The organism is Nitratidesulfovibrio sp. HK-II, assembly GCF_003402415.2.
In the GTDB taxonomy this organism is placed as follows: Bacteria; Desulfobacterota; Desulfovibrionia; order Desulfovibrionales; family Desulfovibrionaceae; genus Cupidesulfovibrio.
Genome location: NZ_AP036014.1, coordinates 1,721,632 through 1,745,588, shown reverse-complemented (window position 1 = coordinate 1,745,588; position 23,957 = coordinate 1,721,632). Strand labels below are relative to the sequence as shown.

At 69.0% G+C, this 23,957-nt stretch carries 17 protein-coding genes; 9 read left to right on the top strand and 8 right to left on the bottom strand.

What is annotated here, in order from left to right; translation table 11 throughout:
- Positions 1-4: 4 nt before the first annotated feature.
- The 3 genes from RVX_RS07000 to RVX_RS06990 all read left to right on the top strand — a co-directional run bounded on the left by RVX_RS07000 (position 5) and on the right by RVX_RS06990 (position 1,969).
- Entirely contained in the window at positions 5-838 is an 834-nt protein-coding gene (locus RVX_RS07000; RefSeq protein ID WP_116305293.1) for a 2-oxoacid:ferredoxin oxidoreductase subunit beta, read from the top strand.
- The gene (locus RVX_RS06995; RefSeq protein WP_007522439.1) at positions 835-1,458 is read left to right on the top strand and encodes a 2-oxoacid:acceptor oxidoreductase family protein; all 624 of its coding nucleotides are present in this window, start codon (positions 835-837) and stop codon (positions 1,456-1,458) included. The genes RVX_RS07000 and RVX_RS06995 overlap by 4 nt, the downstream gene beginning before the upstream one ends.
- A gap of 214 nt (positions 1,459-1,672) precedes the next feature.
- Entirely contained in the window at positions 1,673-1,969 is a 297-nt protein-coding gene (locus RVX_RS06990) for a hypothetical protein (protein WP_116305292.1), read from the top strand.
- Between the two features lie 201 nt (positions 1,970-2,170).
- Here the strand turns inward: RVX_RS06990 and RVX_RS06985 are convergent, their stop codons facing one another.
- From RVX_RS06985 to RVX_RS06970, 4 genes are read right to left on the bottom strand one after another with little or no spacing between them, the layout of a single operon-like run.
- Entirely contained in the window at positions 2,171-3,754 is a 1,584-nt protein-coding gene (locus RVX_RS06985; protein WP_116305291.1) for a sigma-54-dependent Fis family transcriptional regulator, read from the bottom strand.
- 4 nt (positions 3,755-3,758) lie between these two features.
- Entirely contained in the window at positions 3,759-4,364 is a 606-nt protein-coding gene (locus RVX_RS06980) for an indolepyruvate oxidoreductase subunit beta (RefSeq protein WP_116305290.1), read from the bottom strand.
- Positions 4,361-6,238, bottom strand: coding sequence for an indolepyruvate ferredoxin oxidoreductase subunit alpha (gene iorA / locus RVX_RS06975; protein WP_116305289.1), 1,878 nt, complete (start codon positions 6,236-6,238; stop codon positions 4,361-4,363). Before iorA ends, RVX_RS06980 begins: the two co-directional genes overlap by 4 nt.
- A gap of 4 nt (positions 6,239-6,242) precedes the next feature.
- Complete coding sequence (locus tag RVX_RS06970; protein ID WP_116305288.1) at positions 6,243-6,938, bottom strand: tetratricopeptide repeat protein; 696 nt, start codon at positions 6,936-6,938, stop codon at positions 6,243-6,245.
- Between the two features lie 413 nt (positions 6,939-7,351).
- Between RVX_RS06970 and RVX_RS06965 the strand changes: the two genes are divergently transcribed.
- The 3 genes from RVX_RS06965 to RVX_RS06955 all read left to right on the top strand — a co-directional run bounded on the left by RVX_RS06965 (position 7,352) and on the right by RVX_RS06955 (position 10,388).
- Positions 7,352-8,665, top strand: coding sequence for a glutamate-5-semialdehyde dehydrogenase (locus tag RVX_RS06965; RefSeq protein WP_116305287.1), 1,314 nt, complete (start codon positions 7,352-7,354; stop codon positions 8,663-8,665).
- A gap of 116 nt (positions 8,666-8,781) precedes the next feature.
- The gene (gene nadD / locus RVX_RS06960; RefSeq protein WP_116305286.1) at positions 8,782-9,582 is read left to right on the top strand and encodes a nicotinate (nicotinamide) nucleotide adenylyltransferase; all 801 of its coding nucleotides are present in this window, start codon (positions 8,782-8,784) and stop codon (positions 9,580-9,582) included.
- The gene (locus tag RVX_RS06955) at positions 9,573-10,388 is read left to right on the top strand and encodes a tetratricopeptide repeat protein (protein WP_116305285.1); all 816 of its coding nucleotides are present in this window, start codon (positions 9,573-9,575) and stop codon (positions 10,386-10,388) included. Before nadD ends, RVX_RS06955 begins: the two co-directional genes overlap by 10 nt.
- 110 nt (positions 10,389-10,498) lie before the next feature.
- On the opposite strand, the gene RVX_RS06950 is transcribed toward RVX_RS06955, so the two are convergent.
- Positions 10,499-11,677, bottom strand: coding sequence for a glycosyltransferase family 9 protein (locus tag RVX_RS06950; RefSeq protein ID WP_116305284.1), 1,179 nt, complete (start codon positions 11,675-11,677; stop codon positions 10,499-10,501).
- 395 nt (positions 11,678-12,072) lie between these two features.
- Here RVX_RS06950 and RVX_RS06945 point away from each other — a divergent pair, with 395 nt between their 5' ends.
- Together RVX_RS06945 and RVX_RS06940 are read left to right on the top strand one after the other, a co-directional pair.
- Complete coding sequence (locus tag RVX_RS06945; protein WP_116305283.1) at positions 12,073-14,811, top strand: PAS domain S-box protein; 2,739 nt, start codon at positions 12,073-12,075, stop codon at positions 14,809-14,811.
- A gap of 452 nt (positions 14,812-15,263) precedes the next feature.
- Positions 15,264-17,693, top strand: a complete 2,430-nt coding sequence (locus RVX_RS06940; protein ID WP_116305282.1) for a GGDEF domain-containing protein — start codon at positions 15,264-15,266, stop codon at positions 17,691-17,693.
- Positions 17,694-17,901: 208 nt separating this feature from the next.
- Here RVX_RS06940 and RVX_RS06935 read toward each other — a convergent pair whose 3' ends face one another.
- Positions 17,902-19,533, bottom strand: a complete 1,632-nt coding sequence (locus tag RVX_RS06935; protein ID WP_116305281.1) for an L-lactate permease — start codon at positions 19,531-19,533, stop codon at positions 17,902-17,904.
- Positions 19,534-19,763: 230 nt separating this feature from the next.
- On the opposite strand from RVX_RS06935, the gene RVX_RS06930 reads away from it, so the two are divergent.
- The gene (locus tag RVX_RS06930; RefSeq protein ID WP_116305280.1) at positions 19,764-20,870 is read left to right on the top strand and encodes a LysR family transcriptional regulator; all 1,107 of its coding nucleotides are present in this window, start codon (positions 19,764-19,766) and stop codon (positions 20,868-20,870) included.
- Here RVX_RS06930 and RVX_RS06925 read toward each other — a convergent pair whose 3' ends face one another.
- Both RVX_RS06925 and RVX_RS06920 read right to left on the bottom strand, forming a co-directional pair.
- Entirely contained in the window at positions 20,871-23,243 is a 2,373-nt protein-coding gene (locus RVX_RS06925; RefSeq protein ID WP_116305279.1) for a chemotaxis protein CheA, read from the bottom strand.
- The gene (locus tag RVX_RS06920) at positions 23,240-23,950 is read right to left on the bottom strand and encodes a chemotaxis protein CheW (RefSeq protein WP_230404453.1); all 711 of its coding nucleotides are present in this window, start codon (positions 23,948-23,950) and stop codon (positions 23,240-23,242) included. Before RVX_RS06920 ends, RVX_RS06925 begins: the two co-directional genes overlap by 4 nt.
- Positions 23,951-23,957 lie beyond the last annotated feature (7 nt).

Below are 23,957 nucleotides of genomic sequence, written 5' to 3'. Positions count from 1 at the left end.
GGCCATGGCGGACGTTACCCAACTCATCCACGACTACCTGCGCCATAACAAGAAGTTCCCGCACGTGTTCTGCGCGGGCTGCGGCCACGGCATCGTGCTGGGATCGCTGATCCGCAGCGTGCACGCCCTGGGCCTGCCCAAGGACGACGTGGTGCTGGTGGCGGGCATAGGCTGTTCCGGCCGCATGGCCGTGTACGTCGACTTCAATACCGTGCACACCACCCACGGCCGGGCGCTTACCTTCGCCACCGGCATCAAGATGGCCAACCCCAAGCTGAAGGTCATCTGCGTCATGGGCGATGGCGACGCCCTGTCCATCGGCGGCAACCACCTCATCCATGCCGCGCGGCGCAACATCGGCGTCACCGCACTGATCCTGAACAACCAGATCTACGGCATGACCGGCGGGCAGTGTTCCTCCGCCACCCCACAGGGCGACATTTCCATGACCACGCCCTTCGGCTCGCTGGAAAAGGCCTTCGATATCGCGGACATGTGCCGCGCCGCCGGGGCAAGCTACGTGGCGCGGGGCACATCGTTCCACGCCATCCAGTTGGACCGCCTGATCAGCTCGGCCATCATGCACCCCGGCTTTTCGGTGGTGGAAGTGTTCAGCCCCTGCCCCACCCAGTACGGGCGCAAGAACAAGTTCCGCAACGCCGTGGACATGTACAAGTGGCTGAAGTCCAACACCGTGAAGGTGGAAACCCTGAAGGACCCCACGCAGAAGCCGGACGACGGACGCATACCCATCGGGGTGTTCCGCGACGTGGACGAGCCGGGGCTTGAGGAACGCTACTTCGAGCTGCAACGCAAACTCATGGGGCAGAACCGATGAAGGCGCCGCAACCCATAGACCGTTTCGAAATCCGCCTTTCCGGCCTGGGCGGACAGGGGCTGATCACCCTGGGCCGCCTGCTGGGCTCGGCGCTGGCGCTGGGCCACGGCTACTACGTTACCCAGACCCAGAGCTACGGCCCAGAGGCGCGCGGCGGATCGAGCCGCGCCGACGTGGTTGTCAGTTCGCGCCCCATCAGCTACCCCAAGACCGAAAGCCTGGATCTGCTGGTGGCGCTGAGCCCCGAGGCGTGCAACAGCTACTACCGCCTGCTCAAGAAGACCGGGCTGCTGCTGGTGGACACCACGCTGGTGAAGCATGCGCCCACCAACGTCTACCTGGGCCTGCCGTTCACGCAGATGGCCAAGGAGCAGATCGGCAATCCCATGACCATCAACACCATGGTCATGGGCGCGGTGACGCACCTGCTGCCCTTTGCCGACGCGCGGGTGATGCGCAAGAGCCTGGAGGCCAATCTGCCCGCCAAGATCCGCGAGGTGAACGCCAAGGCCTTCGCCCTGGGGCTGAAGCAGGCGCAGCGCCACTTCGGCGATGCGGGCGGCATCTGGGCGGCGGCGGAGGAGAATGGGGCGCACTCTGAAGACGACATCATAGTGTAGGCGCGCGGCGCGCTTTCGCCCTCCGGCTTCGTCAGGCTTCGTTCGCCGCTCCGGTCACGTACCAAAGAGTACGTTCCCATCGCGGCGAACTCCCCTTCCTTGCCGGAGAACGAAATTCACGCCGCGCGCAAGAAAGAGCGCCGAAGGCGGGACGCAAACAACCCGCCAGAAACAACGCATTTCCGCCCCTCGCCGGGCGCAGACGGACCAGACCATGAGCACGACCATTGAAGAATTGACGGTGAACTACGAGGAAGACGGCCAGCTTGTGGTCAAGGAACTGGACAAGTCGGTGCTCTCCAAGGGCGCATGGACCACCATCCTGTTCCGCTACCAGCAGTGGGACCCCAAGACCGAAGACTACGGCGCGGACAAGTACGTGGTGAAGCGCTACAAGAAGATGAACGGCGAATACCGCGCCCAGTCCAAGTTCAACATCTCCAGCGCCGACCAGGCCCGCAAGATCATCGAGGCCTTGCAGGGCTGGCTGGACGAAGCTCCCTCGGCCTAGGCGATTCCGGCCAGCCAGCCCTTGCCGCCTGACGCCAACGAAATGCTGCGGGCGGGATCGCGCGACACATCGCGTGACCCGTCCGTTTCTTTTGTCGCCAGCACGTGAACGCCCGACTTTCGCCAGGCAATAAAAAACGACCGGCTCCCGTCGCCGGAAGCCGGTCGCATCACATGCGTGCGTCAGCCGGACGGGCGTCGCCTACTTCATGCCGCGCGCCTTGGCCACGGCGAACTTCTTGGCGTCGATGCCGTACTTCTTCACCTTGTAGTTGACGATGCGGTAGCTCACTCGCAGGTCGCGGGCGGCCTGCAGCATGTTGCCCCGCGCCTTCTTCAGCGCGTCCACCAAGAGTTCCTGCTCGAACTTGGCCACCGCCTCGCAGAACGAGAGGTTGGTGTCCGTGGCGGTGGATTCCGCCGTCTGCAACGAGGGCGGCAGATGGTAGGTGCGGATGACCTGTTCGTCGCACACCAGCACGGCGCGTTCGATGCAGTTCTTCAGTTCGCGGATGTTGCCGGGCCAGTGGTACTGCGTCAGCAGGTCGATGGCCGGGGTGGAGATGCGCTTGATGCTGCGCGAATACTCGTCGGAATAGATGCGCAGGAAGTGTTCCGCCAGCGGCAGGATGTCCTCGCGCCGCTCGCGCAGCGGGGGAATGAAGATGGGGAACACGTTGATGCGGTAGTACAGGTCCTCGCGGAACAGCCCGCGCTCGACAAGTTCCTCCAGCGGCTGGTGGGTGGCGCAGATCAGGCGCACGTCCACGGTGATGGTCTGCTCGCTGCCCAGGCGCTGGATTTCCTGCTCCTGGATGGCGCGCAGCACCTTGGCCTGAGCGTTGGGCGACAGTTCGCCCACTTCGTCCAGGAACAGGGTGCCCTTGTTGGCCAGTTCGAACAGGCCCTTCTTGGTGTGCACCGCCCCGGTGAAGGCGCCCTTCTGGTAGCCGAACAGTTCGCTTTCCACCAGTTCGGAGGGCAGCGCCGCGCAGTTCAGCTTGATTAGCGGCATCTCGCGCCGAGGGCTGGCTTGGTGGATGGCTTCCGCCAGCAGTTCCTTGCCGGTGCCCGATTCGCCGCGCAGCAGCGCCGTGGCGCGGCTGGGGCCAACCTGGGCCGCCTGGTTCAGCACCAGCCGCATGGCCTTGGAGGCGGCAACCACGTTGGACGGGGTGAACCCGATGTCGTTGCTGTCGCCCACGATGAGGCCCTGGGTCATCAGGTGCTTCTGGCGGGCCATTTCCTCCTGCAGGTACGAGGCGTGGTTGGCGATCATGCCCGCCACCACCTCCAGGAACCGGCAGTGCGATTCCAACTGCGGCATGGGCACCGAGGGGGTGTCCACGCTCAGGGTGCCGATGACCTCGCGGCCCTGCCGAGGTTCGTCGGCGGGGCCCAGCACCGGCACGCAGATGAAGGCCAGGGTTTCCTGCTCCTCGTCCGTGCGGCCGAAGGCCTTGTTCAGGAACGCCGGGTGGTCCTTGATGCGCGGCACGATGACCGGCTGGCCCGTCGAGAATACCTGCCCCGTCACGCCCACGCCCGGCTCGTATTCAACGTGGTCCGCCTTGGCGGGCGTCTGCGACAGGCTGAGCTTGAGGGTGCGTGTTTCCGGGTCGAAGATGACGATATGCGGCCGCTGGAAGTCATGGTTTTCAGCCAGCGTGCGGAGCAGCGACTTCAGGGTGGACTGAAACGGCCGCTGCGGCCCCATGTCGGACACGATCTTCTGGAGCGTGCCGAGATAGGGCTGAAGGCGCTTGTCGTCGGTGATGGTGGTCATGCGGTCAGCTCGCGGAGGCTACGGCCCGAACGCCCAGTTCGACCGCCCTCAAGTTCATGTCCATGAGTTTTGGGGCAAGATGGGTGCGGATGGCGGCTTCCAGCGCTTCCGGGCCAAAGGGCAGCAGCCCCGTGGCGCAGGCCGCGCCCAGCAGCACGCTGTTGCCCGCCTGCACCGAACCGGCCTGAAGGCCCAGGGTGCGGCACGGCAGAAACCACGATTTCGCGGCGCAGCCTTCCACCTTTGCGCGGATGCGCTCCATCTCGGGGTAGGCTTCGCGCCCGGTGGAAACGCCCACCGGCGGCAGCGGCTCGGTGTTGGACAACACGCTGCCCCCGGCGGCCAGGTGGGTCATGCCGCGCAGGGTTTCCAGGGGTTCGAAGCCAAGAATCAGGTCCGCCTCGCCATGGCCGATCTTGGGGCTCATCCAGCCGCCGAGCAGGATGGTGGATTCCACCACCCCGCCGCGCTGGGCCATGCCGTGGATTTCGCCGGAGGTCACCTCCAGCCCCTGGTCCAGGGCGGTGCGGGACAGCAGGGTGGTGGCGGTCAGGGTGCCCTGCCCGCCCACGCCGGTAAGATAAATGCGGATGCGTGCTGCGGTGCTCATGCGTCGCTCCTCTTGCGGGCCTTGATGGTGTCCGCGACCTGCAGACAGACCATGCAGCCGCCGCAGAGGTTTTCATCCACGTGGATGCCCGTGTCGTCCCGGAAGAAGGCGGGGCAGGCCAGGTGTTCCAGGCAGTCGGACACGGACGGCCCCTGCTCGGCCACGTAGGCCACCTGGTTGCGCGGCCTCTTCAGGGTGCGCCGGGCGTAGAGCACGCACGGCTCTTCGGCGATGATCACGCGCACGCCGGAGCGTTCCTTCATCTCCGCCAGGGCCTTCATGGTGGATTTGACGTTGAAGGGCCGCACCTTGACCACGTCGGCCACGCCGCAGCCGCGCACCACGGCCTCTATGTCCAGGTGCACGCAGGCGTTGCCCAGCACGTCCTGGACCACGCCGGGGTTGGGCTGGTGGCCGGTCATGGCCGTGGTGCCGTTGTCCAGCACCACCACGATCAGGTCGTGCTTGTTGAATACCGCGTTGACCAGCCCGGTGATGCCGGAGTGGAAGAAGGTGGAGTCGCCGATGAAGGCCAGCGTGGGCTTGCCCGAGGCCGTGGCGAAGCCGGAACCGGAGGATACCGACGAGCCCATGCAGAACAGGAAGTCGGCCATGCGCAGGGGCGGCAGCAGACCCAGCGTGTAGCAGCCGATGTCGCTGGAGTACACGGCGTCGTCGCCGAACACCTTGCGCACGGCATAGTAAAGCGCGCGGTGCGAGCAGCCGGGGCAGAGGTTGGGCGGGCGCACGGGCAGGGCCGTTTCCGGGTCGCAGGCCATGGGCAGCCGGGCGGTTTCGCCCAGCAGGTCGGCCAGAGCCTGGGTGACGGTCTGGGTGGAGTATTCGCCGTAGATGGTCAGCGCGCCTCCCTTGCCGCTGACGGCCACGGGCAGGCCCTTGCGCTGAACGAGCGCGCGCACGTCGTTCTCCAGCAGGGGCTCCAGTTCTTCCAGCACCAGCACGGCGTCGCATTCGGACAGGAAGTCGGTCAGCAGGTCTTCCGGCAGGGGCCAGGTCATGCCAAGGTCCAGCACCTTCACCCGGTCGGCCCAGCCCGTCTCGTGCAGGGCGTCGGACAGGTAGGCGCGGCTGATGCCGCTGGCGATGACGCCGATGCGTCCGTCGCCGCGCACGGTGTTCCACGGGGAGTGCTCGGCCTTCTCCCGGGCCATGCCCAGATGCCTGACCAGTTCGGCGTGGCGCACCCGGGCCACGGCGGGCACGGGCACGAAACGCCGGGGATTGCGCTGGAAGGGCACGATGGGCGCGGGCTGGCCCAGCGGGCCGTATTCCACCGCGCCGCGCAGGTGGTTGACGCGGGTGGTGGTGCGCAGCAGCACGGGCTGTTCAAGCTCGCGCGCCAGCAGCAGCGCGTCGCGCGTCATGTCCTTGGCTTCCTGGGCGGTGGCGGGCTCGAAGCACGGCATGCCCGCGAAACGGGCGTAGGTGCGGTTGTCCTGCTCGTTCTGGCTGGCGTGGCAGCCGGGGTCGTCGGCGGAAAGCAGCACCAAGCCGCCGGGCAGCCCGGTGTAGGTCATGGTCAGCAGCGGGTCTGCGGCCACGTTGACGCCCACGTGCTTCATGGTCACCAGGGTCAGGGCCCCGGCCAGCGACGCGCCCGCCCCCACTTCCATGGCCACCTTCTCGTTCACCGAATATTCCAGGCGGTACCGGCCCCCGCCGCCGATGCGGCGGAAGGTGTCGGGCACTTCGGACGAGGGCGTGCCGGGGTAGCAGACAACCAGGTTGACGCCCGCCTCCAGCGCGCCGCGCACGATGGCCTCGTTGCCCAGCAGCAGGCGGCGTGCGCCCGGCTCGTCGACCAGCAGGGGATTCACCGGGCGCGGGGCCGGGTTTGCGGTGGATTCGCTCATGGACTTACGCGCCCCCCTTCTGCATGCGCGCCTTCAGCGCTTCCACGCGGCTCTTGAAGTAGTCCTTGTTGCCCGCGGAATCGGAAGCCATCAGTTGCTCGTAGGCGGCCACGGCGCGTTCCAGCTTGCCCGCACGTTCTGCCACGACTGCCAACTGACCGCGCACGGCGTTGCGCGAAATCTCGCTCACCGAGCCCTCCAGGCCTTCCAGCACGGCCAGGGCCTCGGCGTCCTTGCCCGCCTGCGACAGGGCCTGCGCGCGCCCGATGCGGGCCACCACGCCGGTGGCGCCGTCGGCGGCGGCAAGGCGTTCCCAGGTGGCGGCGGCCTTGTCGTAGTCCTTCTGCTCCATGGCGGCGGCGGCAAGGTCCAGCAGCACGGCGTTGCGCACGCCAGCCGGGGCCTTGGCGGCAAAGGCGTCCAGCGCCTGCACGCGTTCCGAGCCGGTCTTGGTGGCGATGATCATGCCCAGGTCGGCCTGCGCCTCGCGCGTCCGTTCGGCGTCCCACCAGCGGTAGCCCGCGCCAGCACCAGCGGCCAGCACCAGCACGCCGAGACCGATGGCGATGGTGCGGGCGTTGTCAAGCACGAAGCGCAGCAGCGGCGCGGCCTCTCCGGCCACCTCGCCCTGCAGCGGCTGGGGAATTTCGGGTTGCTGCGGGGCGCGCGGCAGGCCTTTCCGGATTGTGTTCTCCGACATGCGAATTGCTCCTTGGAATGCGGCGCATGGCCGCTTTGTGGCTGGTAATGGCGAAGCCCGATACTTTTACGTGCCCATTACAGAAATGTCAAAAGGATTCCGGACGGAAGGCCGTTCCTCGCGGCCCGTCTGGCCGCGCGGGTTTTGACAAGGGCATTTACCACCCGGCGGCTCACGGGGCGCAAATCATGCAAGATGCATTGCGCGATGCGCACGCCCCGATTCCAGACCAGGCGTCCCACCCTTTCCGCACGGTTCTCCGGCCGCCCGTTTCCCGTCCCGCGCGCGCCCGCGCGCCTGCCGGACGGGCACGGCTGGCCTGTTGCGTTGCCGGGGGGCTGCGGCTATAGCAATCTTTCGCAACCTTCACGTCGTTCCGTCGCCACGCGGAACGCCAGAGCGCCGGAGCCGCCATGAGCACGCAGAACATTTCCCCCGCCCCCGGCACCACTCGGGACGCCGACACGGGCGACATCGCCCTGCTCGTCGAATCCATGGGCAAGCGCGCCAAGGCCGCCGCCCGCAAGCTGGCCGCCGCGTCCCCCGCCGCCAAGATCGACGCCCTGCTCCGCCTGGCCGGGCTGCTGGAATCGCGCGAGGCCGACATGCTGGCCGCCAACGCGCGCGACCTCTCCGCCGCCGAAGCGGCGGGCATGGATGCACCGCGCATGGACCGCCTGCGCCTTACCCCGCGCATCATGGCCGAAATGGCCGCCGCCTGCCGCCACGTGGCGGGCCTGCCCGACCCCGTGGGCGCCGTGGAAACCCAGTGGCAGCGCCCCAACGGCCTGCTGGTGGGCCGCATGCGCATTCCGCTCGGCGTCATCGCCATCATCTACGAATCGCGCCCCAACGTGACCATAGATTCCGCCATCCTGTGTCTGAAGGCGGGCAACGCGGTGATCCTGCGCGGCGGGTCCGAGGCCATCCACTCCAACCTGGCGCTGGCCGGGCTCATCGCCGAGGCCATGGCCGGGGCGGGCCTGCCCGGCGACGCCGTGCAGGTGGTCTCGCGCACCGACCGGGCCGCCGTGGGCGCGCTGTGCGCGCTGGAACGGTACATCGACGTGATCATCCCGCGCGGGGGCGAAACGCTCATCCGCGCCGTGGTGCAGCAGGCCACCATGCCCGTGCTCAAGCACTACAAGGGCGTGTGCCACGCCTATGTTGACGCGGGCGCGGACCTGGGACAGGCCGTGGAGATCGTCTTCAACGGCAAGGTGCAGCGCCCCGGCGTGTGCAACGCGCTGGAATGCCTGCTGGTCCACAAGGACGAGGCCGCCGCCTTGCTGCCCGCCGTGGCCGCCCGGCTGGCCCCGGCCGGGGTGACCTTCCGGGCGTGCCCGGCATCGCTGCCGCTGCTGGGCGCATCGGCCACCGCCGCCGCGCCGGAAGACTACGGCATGGAGTTCCACGACCTGATCCTGGCCGTGCGGGTGGTGGACGACATGGACGAGGCGCTGGCCCACATCGCCGCGCACGGGTCCAACCACACCGAAATCATCTGCACCCGCGACCACGCCAACGCCATGCGCTTCTTGCGCGAGGCCGACGCCTCCATGGTGGCGGTGAACGCCTCCACCCGCTTCAACGACGGCGGACAGTTGGGCCTTGGCGCGGAGATAGGCATCAGCACGTCCAAGCTGCATTCTTACGGCCCCATGGGCGTGCAGGAACTGACCACCACCAAGTTCGTGGTATTCGGCGCGGGCCAGGTCCGGGACTAGCGGGAATAGCGGAACACGCGAAAGCGGCGCGCGGGCGGCGGGCGTCCTGCCGCGCCCCGCGCGGTACGCAAGCGCTTGCTGCACCGACAGAACACCACGGAGACGGCGAAACCTTCATGCGGCGCATCGGCATACTCGGCGGCAGCTTCAACCCGGTCCATGCGGGCCACCTGCGCCTGGCCATCGAAGTGGCCGAGGCGCTGCGGCCGGAACGCATCGACCTCGTGCCGTGCGCCGTACCGCCCCACAAGAGCGGGCACGACCTGCTGCCCTTCGATCTGCGGCTGGCCCTGCTGGAGAGCGCCGTGCACCCCTTTGCCGCCCTTGCGGTGAACGCCCTGGAAGGCGGGCGCGGGGGGCCCTCGTACACCTGGGACACCCTGCGCGCCTACCGTGCCGCCGAGCCGGACGCCGCGCCGTTCTTCATCCTGGGCGGCGAGGATTTCGAGATGCTGCCCCACTGGCACAGGGGCGCGGAGCTGCCGCGCATCGCCGACTTCGTGGTGGTGCCCCGCGCGGGCAGCGGGCCGGAAGCCTTCCGAGCCGCCCTGGCAGCGCACTGGCCGGATGCCGCGCCGCTGCCGTCCGCCCCGCCCACTCCAGTGGAAACGGACGGGCCCGCCCATGCCGTGCCGGGCATGGAGCGCCACCTGCTGCCCGGCGGCCTTTACGGCGACACCACCCTGACCTTCCTGCCCCTGCCCCGGCTGGACATCAGCGCATCCCTGTTGCGCGGCAAATGGCTGCGCGGCGCGGACATCCGCCTGCTGGTGCCCGACGGGGTGGACCAACTGCTGCGCGCCCACGCCGACGCGGTGCGCCGCTGCTGGGCACACTCCGCCCCGGTTCCCCATGCCGCTCCCACGCCGCACGGCTCCGGACCCCACTGCTCCGACAAGGACGCCCCATGCGAATGACCGCCCCCAAAGCCGTGCGCGACAACATCGCCCGGTCCCGCGCCTATCTGACGCGCGGCTACCTGACGCGCGCCCTGGAGGCCATGGAAACTGCCCTGCGGGCCTACTCCGGCACCACCCTCATCGGACAGCCGCGCTTCGAGACGGAAGTGCACATCCACGAATTCGTCAACGACCTGAACCGCAACCACACCGTCCGCAAGTTCTTCGAGCAGCGCAAGGTGTTCGCCGGTCCCTACGTGGCGTACATGCCCGGCGAGGAACTGCCGCTGGCCGAGCGGCTGGAATCCATCCGCCACGCCATGCTGGAGGAGGAACGCGCTCGCGCGGCCGAACAGGCCCAGAAGGTGCTGATGCGCAAGATGGAACTGACCGGCAACGGCCAGGCCCGGCTGGACGCGGGCGACCTGCCGCGCGGCCGGGCGCTGCTGCGGCGGGTGGCCGAGGAGTGGGGGCACGAGCCGGGGGTGCTCAGCGACATCGGGCAGCGCTTCCTGCGGGCTCGGCTGTTCTACGAGGCGGCGGAACTGTTCGAGGCGGCGCTGGAAGTCTTTCCCGGCGAGGCCCAGGCCTATTCCGGTGCCGTGGCCGCCTACATGGATCTGCGCGAATACCAGAAGGCCGAAAGCGTGTATTTGCGCGCCTTGCGCCAGTTCGGGTCGCACCCGCGCACCATGCTCAACCTGGCCAAGCTGTATATGGAATGGCGCAAGCGCGACAAGGCGTACGAATACGCCAACCGGGCCGCGCAGGCCGACCCTTCCCTGACCGAGGCCCGCGAACTGGTGGCCCGGCTGATGCGCTGAAGGCCGAAACGACGCGACGGGCCGACGCCCGCGCGTCAACCCGCCGCTCCTTTCTTCCGTGCCGCCGGGCAATGCCGCTACCGTCCGGACGCCGCCGATGGCATGTGCCGTCAGCGGCTTTCCGGTTCGGCTCCTTCCCCTGACGCGCCGCCCGACACCCGCCGCACCGCCGCGAATACCGCGTCCGGCGTGATGCCCGCCATGCACCGCCCGGCATGGGCGCAACGCCTGCTGCCGTGCAGCGAGCAGGGACGGCAGGCGTCGTCCGTCTCCAGCACCACGTCGCGCGGGCCTTCGGGGTAGAAGCCCCATTCCCGCGTGGTGGGGCCGAACAGGGCCACCACGGGTGTTTCCACCCCTGCGGCCAGGTGCATGGGGCCGGAATCGCCGGTCACCAGCACGTCGGCGGCGGCCAGCAGCGCGCAGGTTTCGCGCAGGTCGGTGCTATCCGTGAAATCCGCCGCGAGCACTTCAGGGGAACCCGGCAGATCAGCCGGGCCGCCCTGCCCCGCCATATGCGACAGACCAGCAAGGCCGGTCAGACCAGTCAGTTCAGACAGGGGCCTATCCTCCCCGCCTTCCGCGCCACCGGACCGCCCCACCACGAACCACGCATATCCGGCGGCGGAGAGCCGTCGGGCCAGTTCGCGCCAGGATTCGGCCAGCCAGGCCTTGTCCGGGTGGGTGGAATAGGGATGCAGGGCCACCAGCGGGCTGCGGACGCCGTCCGCGTCGCATGGGGCCATGGCGGGCTGCGCCAGCCCGGCCTCGCGCAACAGCGCCCTGCCCCGTTCCCGTTCCGCATCGTCAAGCAGGATGCGGGGCAGCAGTTCGCCGCGCGGGGGGGGCGTGGCCTGCACGGCGCGGGCATAGCGCTGCGGCACGTTGCAGGCGCGCAGCCTGTCGCGGAACAGCCGCCCGCCGGAACGCAGGAACAGACGGCGCTCCAGGGAAAGTTTCGGGTAACGGCGCACCGGGCCGGGCCACAACAGGCCCATCAGGCGGGAACGCAGGGTGCCGTGCAGGTCCAGCAGCCCCGCGCCGGGCAGCGAAGCCGCCAGCCCGCGCACGAAGCCGGGCAGCGCCGCGGGACGCAAGTCCGCCGGATTCGCAGCGGCCACGCGGTCCACGGCCGGGTGGTTGCGGAATACCGGAGCCCACTGCGGCCGCGTCAGCACCACGAAGCGCCAGCCACGGGTGCGGTGCAGCCACAGCAGCACGCCCGTGGTCAGCACCACGTCCCCAAGGGCGCTCAGGCGCACCACAACCCATGTTTTCGGCAGGGCCATCCTTTCTCCGCCGGGCCTCCCCGGCACGGGTAGTATTGCGCGGCCCACGAAGGCCGGATATAGCGCTCACGGCAACACCCGGAAGCGCCGGTACTGTTCCCATCGGGGCAAGTTTCAGGTATCAACGGGGTTTACGCACCCTGTCCAGCGCAACCCGCAGGCCGGTGGGGCACAGCACTACCAGCAGCGGCGCGGAAAGAAAAGCGCGCCATGCCGGAGTCGGCCCAAACAGGCTCTAACTGGCCCGTGTCGGTCTGGCCGCGCAACGCCCCCACGTGGGCATCACCTTATCACGGCGGGCCGCACCGCGCGATGCTAGGCTGCATGTCCGGCGATAACCCTGCCCGCCGCCCCGGCATCCGCAACGAAGACGCATCGAACAGCCCGGACAGACCATGAACGCCATCCATCCCCGCACCTTGTCCTCGCTGCTGCGCAGCCCGCACGTCCGGCGACTGTGGCTGCTGCTGGTGCTGGCGTGCGGCGTGTTCACCCTGTTCCTGCTGCACGCGGTGCACACCTTCTGGGAAACGGCGGAAACATACCGCCGCAACCACCTGCGCGAAATGGTGCTGCTGGCCCGCAACCAGGTGCAACCGGTGCTGGACGAGCTGGCCGCCGGTGCCTACGGGCGAGACCACGCCCTGGTGCTGGCGCGCGAACGGGTGCGCACCATGACCTTCAGCGACACGCGCGGCCCCAACTACATCTTCATGAGCGGGTACGACGGCACCGTGCTGGTCCAGCCCTACGAACCGCAGATGGAGGGACGCAGCGGCCTGGGGCTGCGAGATGCCGACGGCGTTGCCATCATCGTGGAGCTCATCCGCACCGCGCGTGAAAATCCCCATGGCGGGTTTTTCACCTACCGCTACACGCCCCCCGGCGGCAACTCCCCTGAAAAGAAGCTGTCGTTCGTGCTGCCCCTGCCCGAGCTGTCCTGCTACATCGGCACCGGCACCTACCTCGGCGACGTGCACGCGGGGGAACGCCGCTACATTCTGGCCACGGCCGCCCTGGCCGTGACGGTGTTCCTGCTGCTGGGGCTCACCTTCGTCACCGCCCTGGGCGCGCTTGCCCGGCGCGGCGCGGAACTGGAGCGCGAGGTGGAGGAACGCAAGGCCACGGAGCAGCGCCTGGCCGAGGCGGAGCTGAAGTACCGCTCCATCTTCCAGAACGCGCAGGAAGGCATCATCGTCATCCAGGATGGGCTGCTCACCTTCGTCAATCCGCGCATCGGCGACATACTGCGCCGCCCCATAGAGCAAGTGGCGGGCACCCCGTTCATCGAGCACCTGCACCCCGACGACCGCGCCGTGGCCCAGGACCGCTACATGCGCCGCTTGCAGGGAGAGGCGCTGGGCACCTATCCCCCCCTGCGCATCCTCGTGCCCGAGGGCGAACGCTGGGTGTTCGGCACCGGGGTGCTGCTGGAATGGGACGGTCGCCCGGCGGTACTGGTGATGCTGACCGACATCACAGACCTGAAGGAGGCCGAACAGGCCCTGCACGCGCGCGAACAGCAGTTCCGCGCAGTGCTCACCCAGGCCCCCTTCGCCATGGCCCTGCTGCACCCCAACGGCTCCCTGCGCGAGGCCAACGCCGAATGGCTGGCCCTGCACGGGCTGCACGCCGGGCGCAACGGGTTGCCCGGCAGCCCGTCCGACACCCTGACCCCGTACACGCTGGCGCAGGATCGGTACGTGCTGCGCGCGGGGCTGCACGGACTGGCCGAGGCCGCCCTTGCTGGCGAGGCCATCGTTACCGAACCGCTGGAATTTCCGCCAGACGCCACACCGGACGGCGAAGCCCGCTGGCTGGCCCTGCGCCTGTACCCCGTGGGCGGCGCAGCTGGCGAACCCGATGCCGTGGCCTTCGTGCTGCACGACCTGACCGTGCTCATGGAATCGGAACGCGAACGGCAGATGCTGCTGGCCGACCTGACGCGCGCCAACCGCGCCCTGTCGCGCGCCCAGCGCCATCTGCAGGGGGTGCTGGACGCCATGCCCTCGGCCATCGTGGTGGCCGATGCCGCCGACAGGGTGGTGCTGTGGAACCCGGCTGCCGAACGGCGCTTCAACGTCACGGCAAAGGCGGCACACGGCCGCCCCCTGGCGGAGGTAGCTCCAGAGATGGGTCGCCACCTGCCCCGGCTGCACGCCGCGCGGCGCAACGGCGCGGCCACGCCGCCGGAACGGGTGGTCACCCGGACGGATACCCCTGCGGGCACGCAGCCCGGCGAGGTGCGCCGGGTTGAGGACGTGACCGCCATCCCGCTGGAAACCGGCGATGAGACCTGGGGCATCCTGCGCCTGGACGACGTGAGCGAACGGGCCGCCATGGAAGACCTGATGGTGCAGGCCGAAAAGATGGCTTCCGTGGGCAGCCTTGCGGCGGGTATGGCCCACGAGATCAACAACCCCCTCGCCGGCATCCTGCAAGGTGTGCAGAACCTGCGCCGCAGGCTGCTTGACGACCTGCCCGCCAACCGGGCGGCGGCGGAGCAGCACGGCATGACCTTTGACAGCGTGTCCGCCTACGCCGTGGAACGCCGCATCGCCAGCCTGCTGGACGGCATCCGCGAATCAGGCGAGCGGGCGGCGCGCATCGTGGCCAACATGCTCACCTTCAGCCGCCGCAGCGACCCTTCGCGGTTGCCTGTGCAGATCAACGATCTGCTGGAACGCACCCTGGAACTGGCCGTCACCGACTACAGTCTGGCGCGCAACTACGACTTCAAGCGCATCACCGTGGTGCGCCGCTACGACCCGCAGTTGCCGCCGGTGCGCTGTTCCGCCAGCGAGATGGAGCAGGTGTTCCTGAACCTGTTCAAGAACGCGGCGCAGGCGCTGACCCAGCGCGACGACGGACCGCCCCCCGTGCTGACCCTGACCACCGCCCGCGAACCGGCCCACGTGCGCGTCGAAGTGGCCGACAACGGCCCCGGCATGTCGCCCGAAGAACGCCGCCGCGCCTTCGAGCCCTTCTTCACCACGCGCGAGGCGGGCGCTGGCACCGGCCTTGGCCTTTCCGTGGCCTACTTCATCGTGGTCACCAACCACAAGGGCTCCATCACCATAGAGGAAGCGCCCAATGGCGGCGCGGTGTTCGTGGTGCGCCTGCCCCAGGTTTGAAGAAGCCCCCTACTCCCTGGCTCGCATACGGCGTGTCGGACTCTCGCCCCCCGCGCCTGCCCCCGCCCAGCCTCTGCCCTGAAGGTTCCCCACTCTTCTTTCCCCGCCCGTGCCATGGGTTGCCGCACCAGCGCCGGGGCTTCTGCAAATCGTCACACATCCGTCACCGCCGTCACCCACGCTTCCGTGCTAACTACCTGACGCAAGACGTACAGGACGCCACGCGGCGTCACGCAACCGTCACCACGCCCGGCGTGGGCGCGGCAGGGCGACACACTCACCGCCTGCCCACGGTTGCCGCCTTTCACGCTTCCGCGCGGACCGCCGACTTCCGCCCGCCGCCACCGGACGCAGCCCCGGCGCGCCCCTTCCTGGATGCTGTGGCGGAGTGATGCGCGCATGTCCGCCACGGGGAATCACCCAGCCCATCTGGCGCGTATCCGGGGGGATACATGCAACACACCTGGCTTGAGCCGTTTCTGGAAATGCTCGGCCGCAAGCGCGACGGCGCCGCCCATCCGCACGTCGGCTGGGCGCGCTCCGATGCCGTGCCCGCGCCGCATACCCTGATGGACCTGAACCCCTTCGAGGTTTCCGGCTCCGGCGGCCCCAATGCCCCGGCCCTTCAGGATTCGCCGCATTCCCGTAAATCCGTCGACGCCTCCGTGCGCGACATGGTCACCCGGCACGACGCCCTGCACCTGCTGCTGGTGCGCATGGTGGATCACGTGCTGGTGCGCGACCTGTACGGAGAGGAAGTCACCGTCGGCATCGAGTCGCTGCTGGTGGAAGGACTGTGGGCGGCGGTGCCCGGCCTGAGCGGGCAGCCCGCCTCTGCCCACCATCTGCTGCCGCTGGAATCGGGAGAATTCCTGGTGTTCTGGCCGGAACCGGCAACCCGCCCGCAACGGCTGGCCGACGCCGCCTTCACCATGAAGCTGAAGTTGCAGCACCACCTGAAGGATTCGGTGCTGCGCTGGACCGGGCGCGAGGTGAACATCGGCGTGGGCTGCGCCACCTACCGACGCCGCCCGGATGGCGAGCCCCGTCAGGACTTCTTTCAGGCCGTGCGCGAGGCGCGCACCATGGCCCGCAAGGAGATGGACCTTTCCGACCTGCGCCTTGCGCGCGACTTCAAGGCCGTGTTGCAGGACAACGCCATCCGCACCCTGTACCAGCCCATCGTGCGCTTTCCCACCGGGCGGATCATGGCCTGGGAGGCGCTCAGCCGAGGCCCGGTGGACACGCCCTTCCATTCGCCCATGATGCTCTTCGACATCGCGGAGGAGTTGGGCATGCTCTTCGCGCTGGAGCGCATCTGCCGCGAGCGGGCCATCGCCAGCGCGGGCACCCTGGCCCCTGACCAGAAGCTGTTCCTGAACATCCACCCGCGCACCCTGACGGACCCCGGCTTTACCCCCGGCAGCACGCTTGAAGCGGTACGGGCCATGGGCCTTGCGCCCGAGAACATCGTGTTCGAGATCACCGAGCGGCATTCCATCCGCGATTTCGGGGTGTTCTACAAGACGCTTTCGCATTACCGGGGCCAAGGCTTCAAGGTGGCCATCGACGACGCGGGCACCGGCTATTCCGGCCTCGCCACCATCGCCGAACTGAAGCCCGACTTCATCAAGATCGACATGTCGCTCATCCGCAACATCAACCGCGACCCGGTGCGCCGCGCACTGATGGAAACGCTCGTCAGCTTCGCCGAAAAGATCGGCTCGCGGGTCATCGCCGAAGGCATTGAAACCCGCGAGGAAGCCGCCACCCTGATGGCCATCGGCGCGCACTACGGGCAGGGCTACTACCTGGGGCGCCCCGACTACCCCAAGCCGGAAACCCACGTGGACATCGGCGAGTTGCGCCCCGCCGCGCAACTGCCCAGCGTGGGCGGCCTGGCCTGCTCCATGCCGGTGGGCGAACTGGCCGAACCCGCCCACACCGTGCCCGCCACCACCCTGGCCGGGGAAGTGCGCAAACTGTTCGAGACGTCCGATCCGCTGACCAGCATCGCCGTTGTGGACGAACGCTCCAAGCCGCTGGGGCTGATCATGGACTACCACCTCAACCGGCAGCTTTCGGCGCAGTACGGGGTGGCGCTGTACTTCAAGCGGCCCGTGTCGGCCGTCATGGACACCAAACCGCTGGTGGTGGAGGAAACCACCCCGGTGGAGGACGCCGCGCGCCGGGCCATGTCGCGCAATCGGTTGCAGGCCTACGACGACATCCTGGTCACCCGGGGCGGCGCCCTGACGGGCACCGTTTCGGTGCAGCGGCTGCTGCACAAGCTGGCCCAGGTGCAGGTGGAACTGGCCAAGGGCACCAACCCGCTCACCGGCCTGCCCGGCAACGTGGCGCTGGAGAAGGAACTGGAGACCCGGCTGGCCGGAGGGCAGCCCTTTTCGCTGCTGTACGCGGACCTGGACAACTTCAAGAGCTACAACGACACCTACGGCTTCAAGAACGGCGACAGGATCATCCTGCTGCTGGCCAAGGTGCTGTCGTGGGCGGTGCAGCGGCACGGGGCCAAGGGCGACTACGTGGCGCACATCGGCGGCGACGACTTCGTGTGCATCACCTCGCCCCGCCACGCCGAGCGGGTGTGCCGGGCCGCCACGCGCTGCTTCGGGCGGCTGGTGCGCGGCTGCTACTGCGGCGACGACCAGGTGCGCGGGTGGATCACCGCGCGCGGGCGCGACGGCATGGAGCGGCGCTTTCCCTTCGTCTCGGTGTCGCTGGCCGTGCTGGATTGCCACGAACGCAGCAACCTGCACGAAATCGGCGAACGGGCCGCCCACGTGAAGCACCTGGCCAAGGCCATTCCCGGCAACGCCTACGTGCTGGAATGCGGGGTGTGCCAGATGCGCGCCCTGCACTGAAATCACGCGGCTGCCATGCTCCGCACACGACGGCCCCCCCACGGTGCAACGCGGGGGGGCTTGTCCGTCCGGCGGGTGCACGCGGGCACGGAGCCCACAGGAGGAGCGCACGGCTCCGTGCTTTCGGACGAATGTTGCGCCGCCCGTCACGCCAGGCGCGACGGGCGGCGGACGTCTTTGAATCACCCCGTCAGGGCTGTTTCCCGAATTAGGGCAGCATCCAGCCAATGACGTAGGCTTGCAGCGTCACCAGCACGCTGATCACAAGGGTCATGGCGATGCTGTGCCCAAGGGCGAAGCGGAACAGCGCCCCTTCCTGGCCCACGGTGTGGGTGGAGGCCGTGGCCACCGAGATGGACTGCGGCGAGATCATCTTGCCGGTCACCCCGCCGGTGGCGTTGGCGGCCACGGTCAGGTACGGGTCCACGCCCACGGCGCGGGCCGTGGCCTGCTGCATGCTGCCGAACAACGCGTTGGACGAGGTGTTCGAACCGGTCAGGAACACGCCAAGCCAGCCCATGATGGGCGCGAAGAACGGGAACAGCGCGCCGGTGTGGGTGAAGGCGATGCCGAGGGTCGAACTCATGCCGGAATAGTTCATGAGTTGCGCAAGCCCGAGGATGAGCATGATGGTCAGCACCGGAAAGCGCAGTTGGTGGCAGGTTCGCCAGAAGCAGCCGATGGCCCGCTTCATGCCGTAGCCCGGCATTATGGGCACCGACAGCAACCCCGCCAGCAGGATGGCGGTGCCCCCGGCCGACAGCAGGTTCAAGGTGTACTTGGCCGCATAAGGCGCATCCTTGGCCACGATGGGCACGGTCTTGGCGATGGCGCCGTGCAGGCCCGGCCATTCGATGGCCTGGATGTACACCTTGTTCAGCCCGGCCTTCACGCCGTCCAGCCCCCAGAAAAAGACGAACACCGCCAGAATGGCGTACGGAGCCCAGGCCCGCAGGATCTCGCCGGTGGAGTGGTGGGCGCTGGCCGCCGCGCTGGCGGGCTGTTCATCGGCAAAGTGCCAGGTGCTGGCAGGCCTCCAGAAGCGCAACAGCACCAGCAGGCCGATGATCGTCACGATGGCCGCCATGACGTCGGGCAACGTGGGGCCATGCAGTTCGGCGAACAGGAACTGCGTGCCGCTGAAGCACACGCTGGCTACCACTATGGCGGGCAGCACCTCCATGGACCGGCGGAAACCGCACATGACCACGGTCATCCACAGCGGCACCACCAGCGCGAACACCGGCAGCTGCCGCCCCACGTACTGGCTGAGCGTGGTCACGTCCAGGCCGCTGACCTGGCTGGCCACGATGACCGGGATGCCCAGCGCCCCGAAGGCCACGGGCGCGGTGTTGGCCACCAGGCAAATGCCCCCGGCGTACACCGGGCTGAAGCCCAGCCCCATCAGCATGGCCGCCGTGATGGCCACCGGCGTGCCGAAACCCGCCGTGCCTTCCAGAAACGCGCCGAAGGCAAAGGCGATGAACAGGGCCTGCAACCGCCGGTCGTCGGTAAGCCGGGCCAGCGAGCCCTTGATGATCTCGAACTCGCCCGATTCCACGGTCATGTTGTACAGCCACACGGCCGTCAGCACGATCCAGATGATCGGGAACAGCCCCATGGCCATGCCGTACAGCGTGGCGTTGACCGCAAGGCCCACGGGCATGCCCCACACGCCCACGGCGGCGCACAGCGCACCGGCCAGCCCCAGCGCGGCGGCCATGTGGCCCTTGGCCCGCCGCACGGCCAGCATGTAGAAGAGTATCGCCAGCGGCAGCATGGCCACGCAGGCCGATGCGGCGATGTTGGAAAACGGATCGTACTGCTGCACCCAGTTCATGAATGCCCCCTGTGGTTTGACGTGCATGGACGACCCCGCGCGCGCACCGCGTGCGCGGCGGCTGGCCGCATGGTGCGTGGCGCGGCCACATTCCCGTCCGCCCGCGCGATGCCGGGCGGCGGAAACGGCACCGTGGCCGCTTGAACCTCGCTGCTTCTGCTGTTAGCCAAGGGGTCTGGCAGTTGTGAAATGAATTGTCTTCATGAACCCCAGTCGAAAACGGAATAGCCATGCACCTCAGGGTATTGCGCAGCTTTGTGGAGGTGGTTCGCGCGGGCGGGTTTTCCGCCGCCGCGCAGGCCGTGTGCGCCACCCAATCCACGGTCAGCAAGGCCGTGCGCGGGCTGGAGGAGGACTGCGGGGCCATCCTGCTGGAACGCACCCCGGCGGGAGTGACCCTGACGGCGGCGGGCGAGGTGACCTACCGCCGCGCGCTGGCCATGCTGGCCGAAAAGGAGGCCATGGATGCGGAACTGGACGACCTGCGCAACGTGCGCCGGGGCACGCTGCGCTTCGGCGTGCCGCCGGTGGGCAGCACCCTGCTTTTCGCCCGGCAGTTCGCCCAATACCGCCGCCGCTACCCGGGGGTGCGCATAGAACTGCGCGAAAAGGGCTGCTATGCGCTGGAAGAGGACGTGCTGCGCGGCGAACTGGAAATGGCCCTGGCCCTGCTGCCCGTATCCGGCCAGTTCGAGGTATCGCCCCTGTGCGACGAGCCGCTCATGGCCCTGCTGCCGCAAGGGCACCCCTTGCAGGGCCGCGAGGCCCTGTGCCTGCACGACCTGGACGGCAGCGCGTTCATCCAGTTCGAGCAGGGCTTCGCGCTCAACGCGCGCATCCGCGACCGCTGCCTGAAACAGGGGGTGCGTCTGGACGAAACCCTGTGCAGCGGCCAGATACCCTTCATCATCAGCCTGGTGGCCGCCGGGCTTGGCGTGGCGCTGGTGCCGCGCCTGATGCTGACGGAACCGCTGCCCGACGGCGTCCACCGCGCCCTGCTGGACGACGACGAACTGCGCTGGCGCGCGGTGCTGGCCTGGCGCAAGGGGCACAGCCTGTCCCCGGCGGCGGCCGCATGGCTGGAACTGATGCACGAGATGCCGCCGCGCATCTCGTGCGGCAGGGACGGCGGCCAGGCGCTGATGGCAACGCCAGACAGGCCGAGCAAGCAAGACAGGCCCGACAGGCAAGTCGGGCCGGGCACGGAGGGCATGGCATGTTGCGGTACTGCGGAAGTGACGGGGGGAAGGACGACAAGCAAAAAAGTCCCGCCAGCAGGGGCGGGGCAATGTTGCGCGGCGGGCAGGAAGGACGGGAAGAACGGACGGAAGCGCTGATCAGCGTTCCTGCATGGCCTGCGCCACGCGCACCAGTTGCGCGGCGTCGAGAATCAGCGAGATGCCGCCCTCGGCGTCCACGCTGGACCCGGCAATCCACGCGGCGCGGCGGCACGGGCCGCCCAGGCGCTTGATGACCGCCTGTTCCAGCCCGGTCACGCCATCCACGGCAAACCCCACGGGCTGGCCGTCCACGTTGGCGATGATGATGCGCTCGTAGGCGGGCTGCTGACCCGGCACATCCAGAAAGCGGCGCAGGCTGAGGCACGGCACAAGCCGGTCGCGGTATTCCACCAGGCCCAGCGTGGCGGCCTCGCCGTCCACGAAGCGCTCCAGGCACGCCTCCACCTGGGTCAGGGGCAGGATGAACGTCTCGTCGCCCACCCGCACGCGCAGGCCGTCGATGATGGCCAGGGTCAGGGGAATGCGCAGCCGCCAGGACGTGCCCTCGCCCCGCCGGGTGACCACGTCCACGCTGCCGCGCAGCGCGCCCAGCGCGGTGCTGACCACGTCCAGCCCCACCCCGCGCCCGGAAAGGTCGGACACGCCGCTGGCCGTGCTGAAGCCTGGCAGAAAAAGCAGTTGCAGCAGTTCCGCGTCGCCGGGTTCCGCGTCGGGGGCCAGCAGTCCACGGGCCACGCCCACGGCGCGCAGCTTGTCCAGGTCGATGCCCGCGCCGTCGTCGGCAACGGTAATCAGCACCTCGCCCCCGGCATGCGCGGCGGACAGGCGCAGCACCGCTTCGGCGGGTTTGCCCGCCGCCACCCGCGCCTCGGCCGTTTCCACCCCGTGGTCCATGGCGTTGCGCACCAGATGCAGCAGTGGGTCGCGCAGGTGGTCGATGACGGTCTTGTCCAATTCCGTCTCGCCGCCCTCGGCCACGAAGCGCACATCCTTGCCAAGGCGCGCCGCAAGGTCGCGCACCAGTCGCCGGAAGGCGTGGAAGGTGGCGTCCAGCGGCACCATGCGCACCGACATGGTGCTGTCGCGCAGCGATTCGGTAAGCCGCTCCAGCCCCTCGGCCAGTTCACGCAGGCGCGGGTCGTCATGGTCCGTGGCAATGCGCGAAAGGCGCGATTGCAAGATGACCAATTCCCCCACGTTATCCAGCAGGCGGTCCACCTTGGCGCTGTCCACGCGCAGGCTGGTGGTGGGGCCTTCGTCGCCGCCGGGGCGCAGGGCGCCCACCGGAGAAGCGTCGTCGCCCAGGGCCGGGGCGCATTCCAAGGCGGAGCGCCCAGACGCCGCGGCTTGCGGAAGCACGGGGCGGACAGGCCCAGTGGCGGGCATGGTGGCCATGGAGGCCATGGAGGCCAGTCCCTCCACGGCGCGCAACGCCTCGCCGCCAGCTCCGGCGGCGGCCAGCAGACCGGCCGCGTCGGCAACGCCGCCCTGCGCCGCGATGCGGCACAACAATTCGGCCGGGGGCAGCAGCCGTTCCTCGCCCAGCACCATCACGTCCAACCCGCCATCGTCCATCAGCGTGGCGAAGGGCTCGCGCACCATGACGGCGGGGTGTTCCGTGACCAGCACGGCATCCCAGCGCAGATGGACCGCTTCCGCATCCAGCCCGTCAAGACCGGGCACCGTCTCGCAATGAGGCCAGAGTTGCAGTGCGCCCAGGGCGCGCAAGCCGTCCAGCAGGCGGGAAGGATCCAGCCCCCGGCGCAGCGCGTCGGCCGACGGGGCATAGCGCAGCCAGTACACCAGCGGCTTGGCCGTGCTGCTTTGGCCGCTGGCGGGCGGCAGGAAGGGTAAGGCCGCGCCATCACCTTCTGTTGGATGCGGGGACGAACCGGCATGGCCAGCATGACCTGGCACTGCCGGGGCGGCAAACCCTGCTCCGCCGCCGGACCAATCCGACGGCGCAGGCGCGACCGGCGCGACATCATGCGGCGCGGGTGCTGCCCACAGCGCCGCCAGCCCGGCGATGCGGTCGAGCAGGTCGCGTTCGCGCGCGGCGGTTGCGGCGGCCCTGGCCGCATGTTCCGCGCCATCCTGGCCGGGAGCGTCCCCCGTCGGCTGGCCGGGCTGAACGGGCTGGCCGGGCTGGCCGGAAACGCCCGCCGCCAGCAAGTCCTGCAGGTGGTCCTTGGCGTCCAGGCCCAGGGCCAGCAGTTCCGGCGTGGCCGGTGCGGCGGCCTTGCGCACGCTGTCGAAAAGGTCTTCCACCACGTGGGTGAAGCGGGCCACGGCGTCGAAGCCGAACATGGCCCCGGTGCCCTTCAGGGTGTGCAGGGCGCGGAACACCCGGGCCATGAGCGCGCCGTCGCCGGGGTGCGACTCCAGTTCGAGCAGCGCTTCTTCGAGGTCGATGAGCAAGTCGCGCGCTTCCTCGGTGAACACGCGCCGCGCGGTGCCGCCGGGGTTCATGCGCCGCCTCCGCCGCGCAGGGTGGCGGCCAGCCGATGAGTTTCCGCCTGGCCCGCGTTCGAAGCCGCGCCTTCCGCCGCTGGCGAAAGCGTGCGGGCATCGCCCAGGGCCATGGCCGCGCCCGGTTCTTCATCGTCGAACAGGCGATCGGCGTCCAGCAGCAGCACGTGCCGCCCGTCGTGCCGGAAGATACCCGCCAGCACTTCGACCGGCACGGGGGTGCCCATGCGCGGCGGTGGCTCCACGGCGGCGGCGGTGATTTCGATGACCTCGCGCACGGCGTCGGCCAGCGCGCCCACCAGGGTTACGCCGCCTCCCGCCTCGGGCGGCGCGGGGGCCTCCACGATGACGATGCGCGCATGCACCGTGCGTTCCACGGTTCCCATGCCGAGCCGGGTGCGCAGATCCACCACCGGCACGGCCGCGCCGCGCAGGTTCACCACGCCGCGCACGTGGCGCGGCATGCGGGGAATGCGCGTCAACGCGCCGAAATCCAGCACCTCGCGCACCACGCCGATGTCGAGGGCGAACCGCTCGTCACCCAGCGTGAGGGCCAGCAGCCTGCGGACGGGAGCCAGCGGCCCCTGCCCCTGCCCCGGCCGAGACGCGCGCGGCGCGGCGGGGGCGCCCGGCGTTGCCGTTGCGCCCCTGTCGTCCGCATTGCCCTGCGGCCCCTGTCCGTGGTTTGCCTGCTGCACGTCGTCCATCCGTGGC

What these genes read in the sequence shown, in the direction of transcription:
- RVX_RS06980 (WP_116305290.1), bottom strand. Translation starts at nt 4,364, where the DNA reads ATGAGCACCGCAGCACGCATCCGCATTTATCTTACCGGCGTGGGCGGG.
- iorA (WP_116305289.1), bottom strand. Translation starts at nt 6,238, where the DNA reads ATGAGCGAATCCACCGCAAACCCGGCCCCGCGCCCGGTGAATCCCCTG.
- RVX_RS06965 (WP_116305287.1), top strand. Translation starts at nt 7,352, where the DNA reads ATGAGCACGCAGAACATTTCCCCCGCCCCCGGCACCACTCGGGACGCC.
- RVX_RS06945 (WP_116305283.1), top strand. Translation starts at nt 12,073, where the DNA reads ATGAACGCCATCCATCCCCGCACCTTGTCCTCGCTGCTGCGCAGCCCG.
- RVX_RS06950 (WP_116305284.1), bottom strand. Translation starts at nt 11,677, where the DNA reads ATGGCCCTGCCGAAAACATGGGTTGTGGTGCGCCTGAGCGCCCTTGGG.
- RVX_RS06920 (WP_230404453.1), bottom strand. Translation starts at nt 23,950, where the DNA reads ATGGACGACGTGCAGCAGGCAAACCACGGACAGGGGCCGCAGGGCAAT.
- RVX_RS06995 (WP_007522439.1), top strand. Translation starts at nt 835, where the DNA reads ATGAAGGCGCCGCAACCCATAGACCGTTTCGAAATCCGCCTTTCCGGC.
- RVX_RS06940 (WP_116305282.1), top strand. Translation starts at nt 15,264, where the DNA reads ATGCAACACACCTGGCTTGAGCCGTTTCTGGAAATGCTCGGCCGCAAG.
- RVX_RS06925 (WP_116305279.1), bottom strand. Translation starts at nt 23,243, where the DNA reads ATGAACCCCGGCGGCACCGCGCGGCGCGTGTTCACCGAGGAAGCGCGC.
- RVX_RS06970 (WP_116305288.1), bottom strand. Translation starts at nt 6,938, where the DNA reads ATGTCGGAGAACACAATCCGGAAAGGCCTGCCGCGCGCCCCGCAGCAA.
- nadD (WP_116305286.1), top strand. Translation starts at nt 8,782, where the DNA reads ATGCGGCGCATCGGCATACTCGGCGGCAGCTTCAACCCGGTCCATGCG.
- RVX_RS06985 (WP_116305291.1), bottom strand. Translation starts at nt 3,754, where the DNA reads ATGACCACCATCACCGACGACAAGCGCCTTCAGCCCTATCTCGGCACG.
- RVX_RS06935 (WP_116305281.1), bottom strand. Translation starts at nt 19,533, where the DNA reads ATGAACTGGGTGCAGCAGTACGATCCGTTTTCCAACATCGCCGCATCG.
- RVX_RS06955 (WP_116305285.1), top strand. Translation starts at nt 9,573, where the DNA reads ATGCGAATGACCGCCCCCAAAGCCGTGCGCGACAACATCGCCCGGTCC.
- RVX_RS06930 (WP_116305280.1), top strand. Translation starts at nt 19,764, where the DNA reads ATGCACCTCAGGGTATTGCGCAGCTTTGTGGAGGTGGTTCGCGCGGGC.
- RVX_RS06990 (WP_116305292.1), top strand. Translation starts at nt 1,673, where the DNA reads ATGAGCACGACCATTGAAGAATTGACGGTGAACTACGAGGAAGACGGC.
- RVX_RS07000 (WP_116305293.1), top strand. Translation starts at nt 5, where the DNA reads ATGGCGGACGTTACCCAACTCATCCACGACTACCTGCGCCATAACAAG.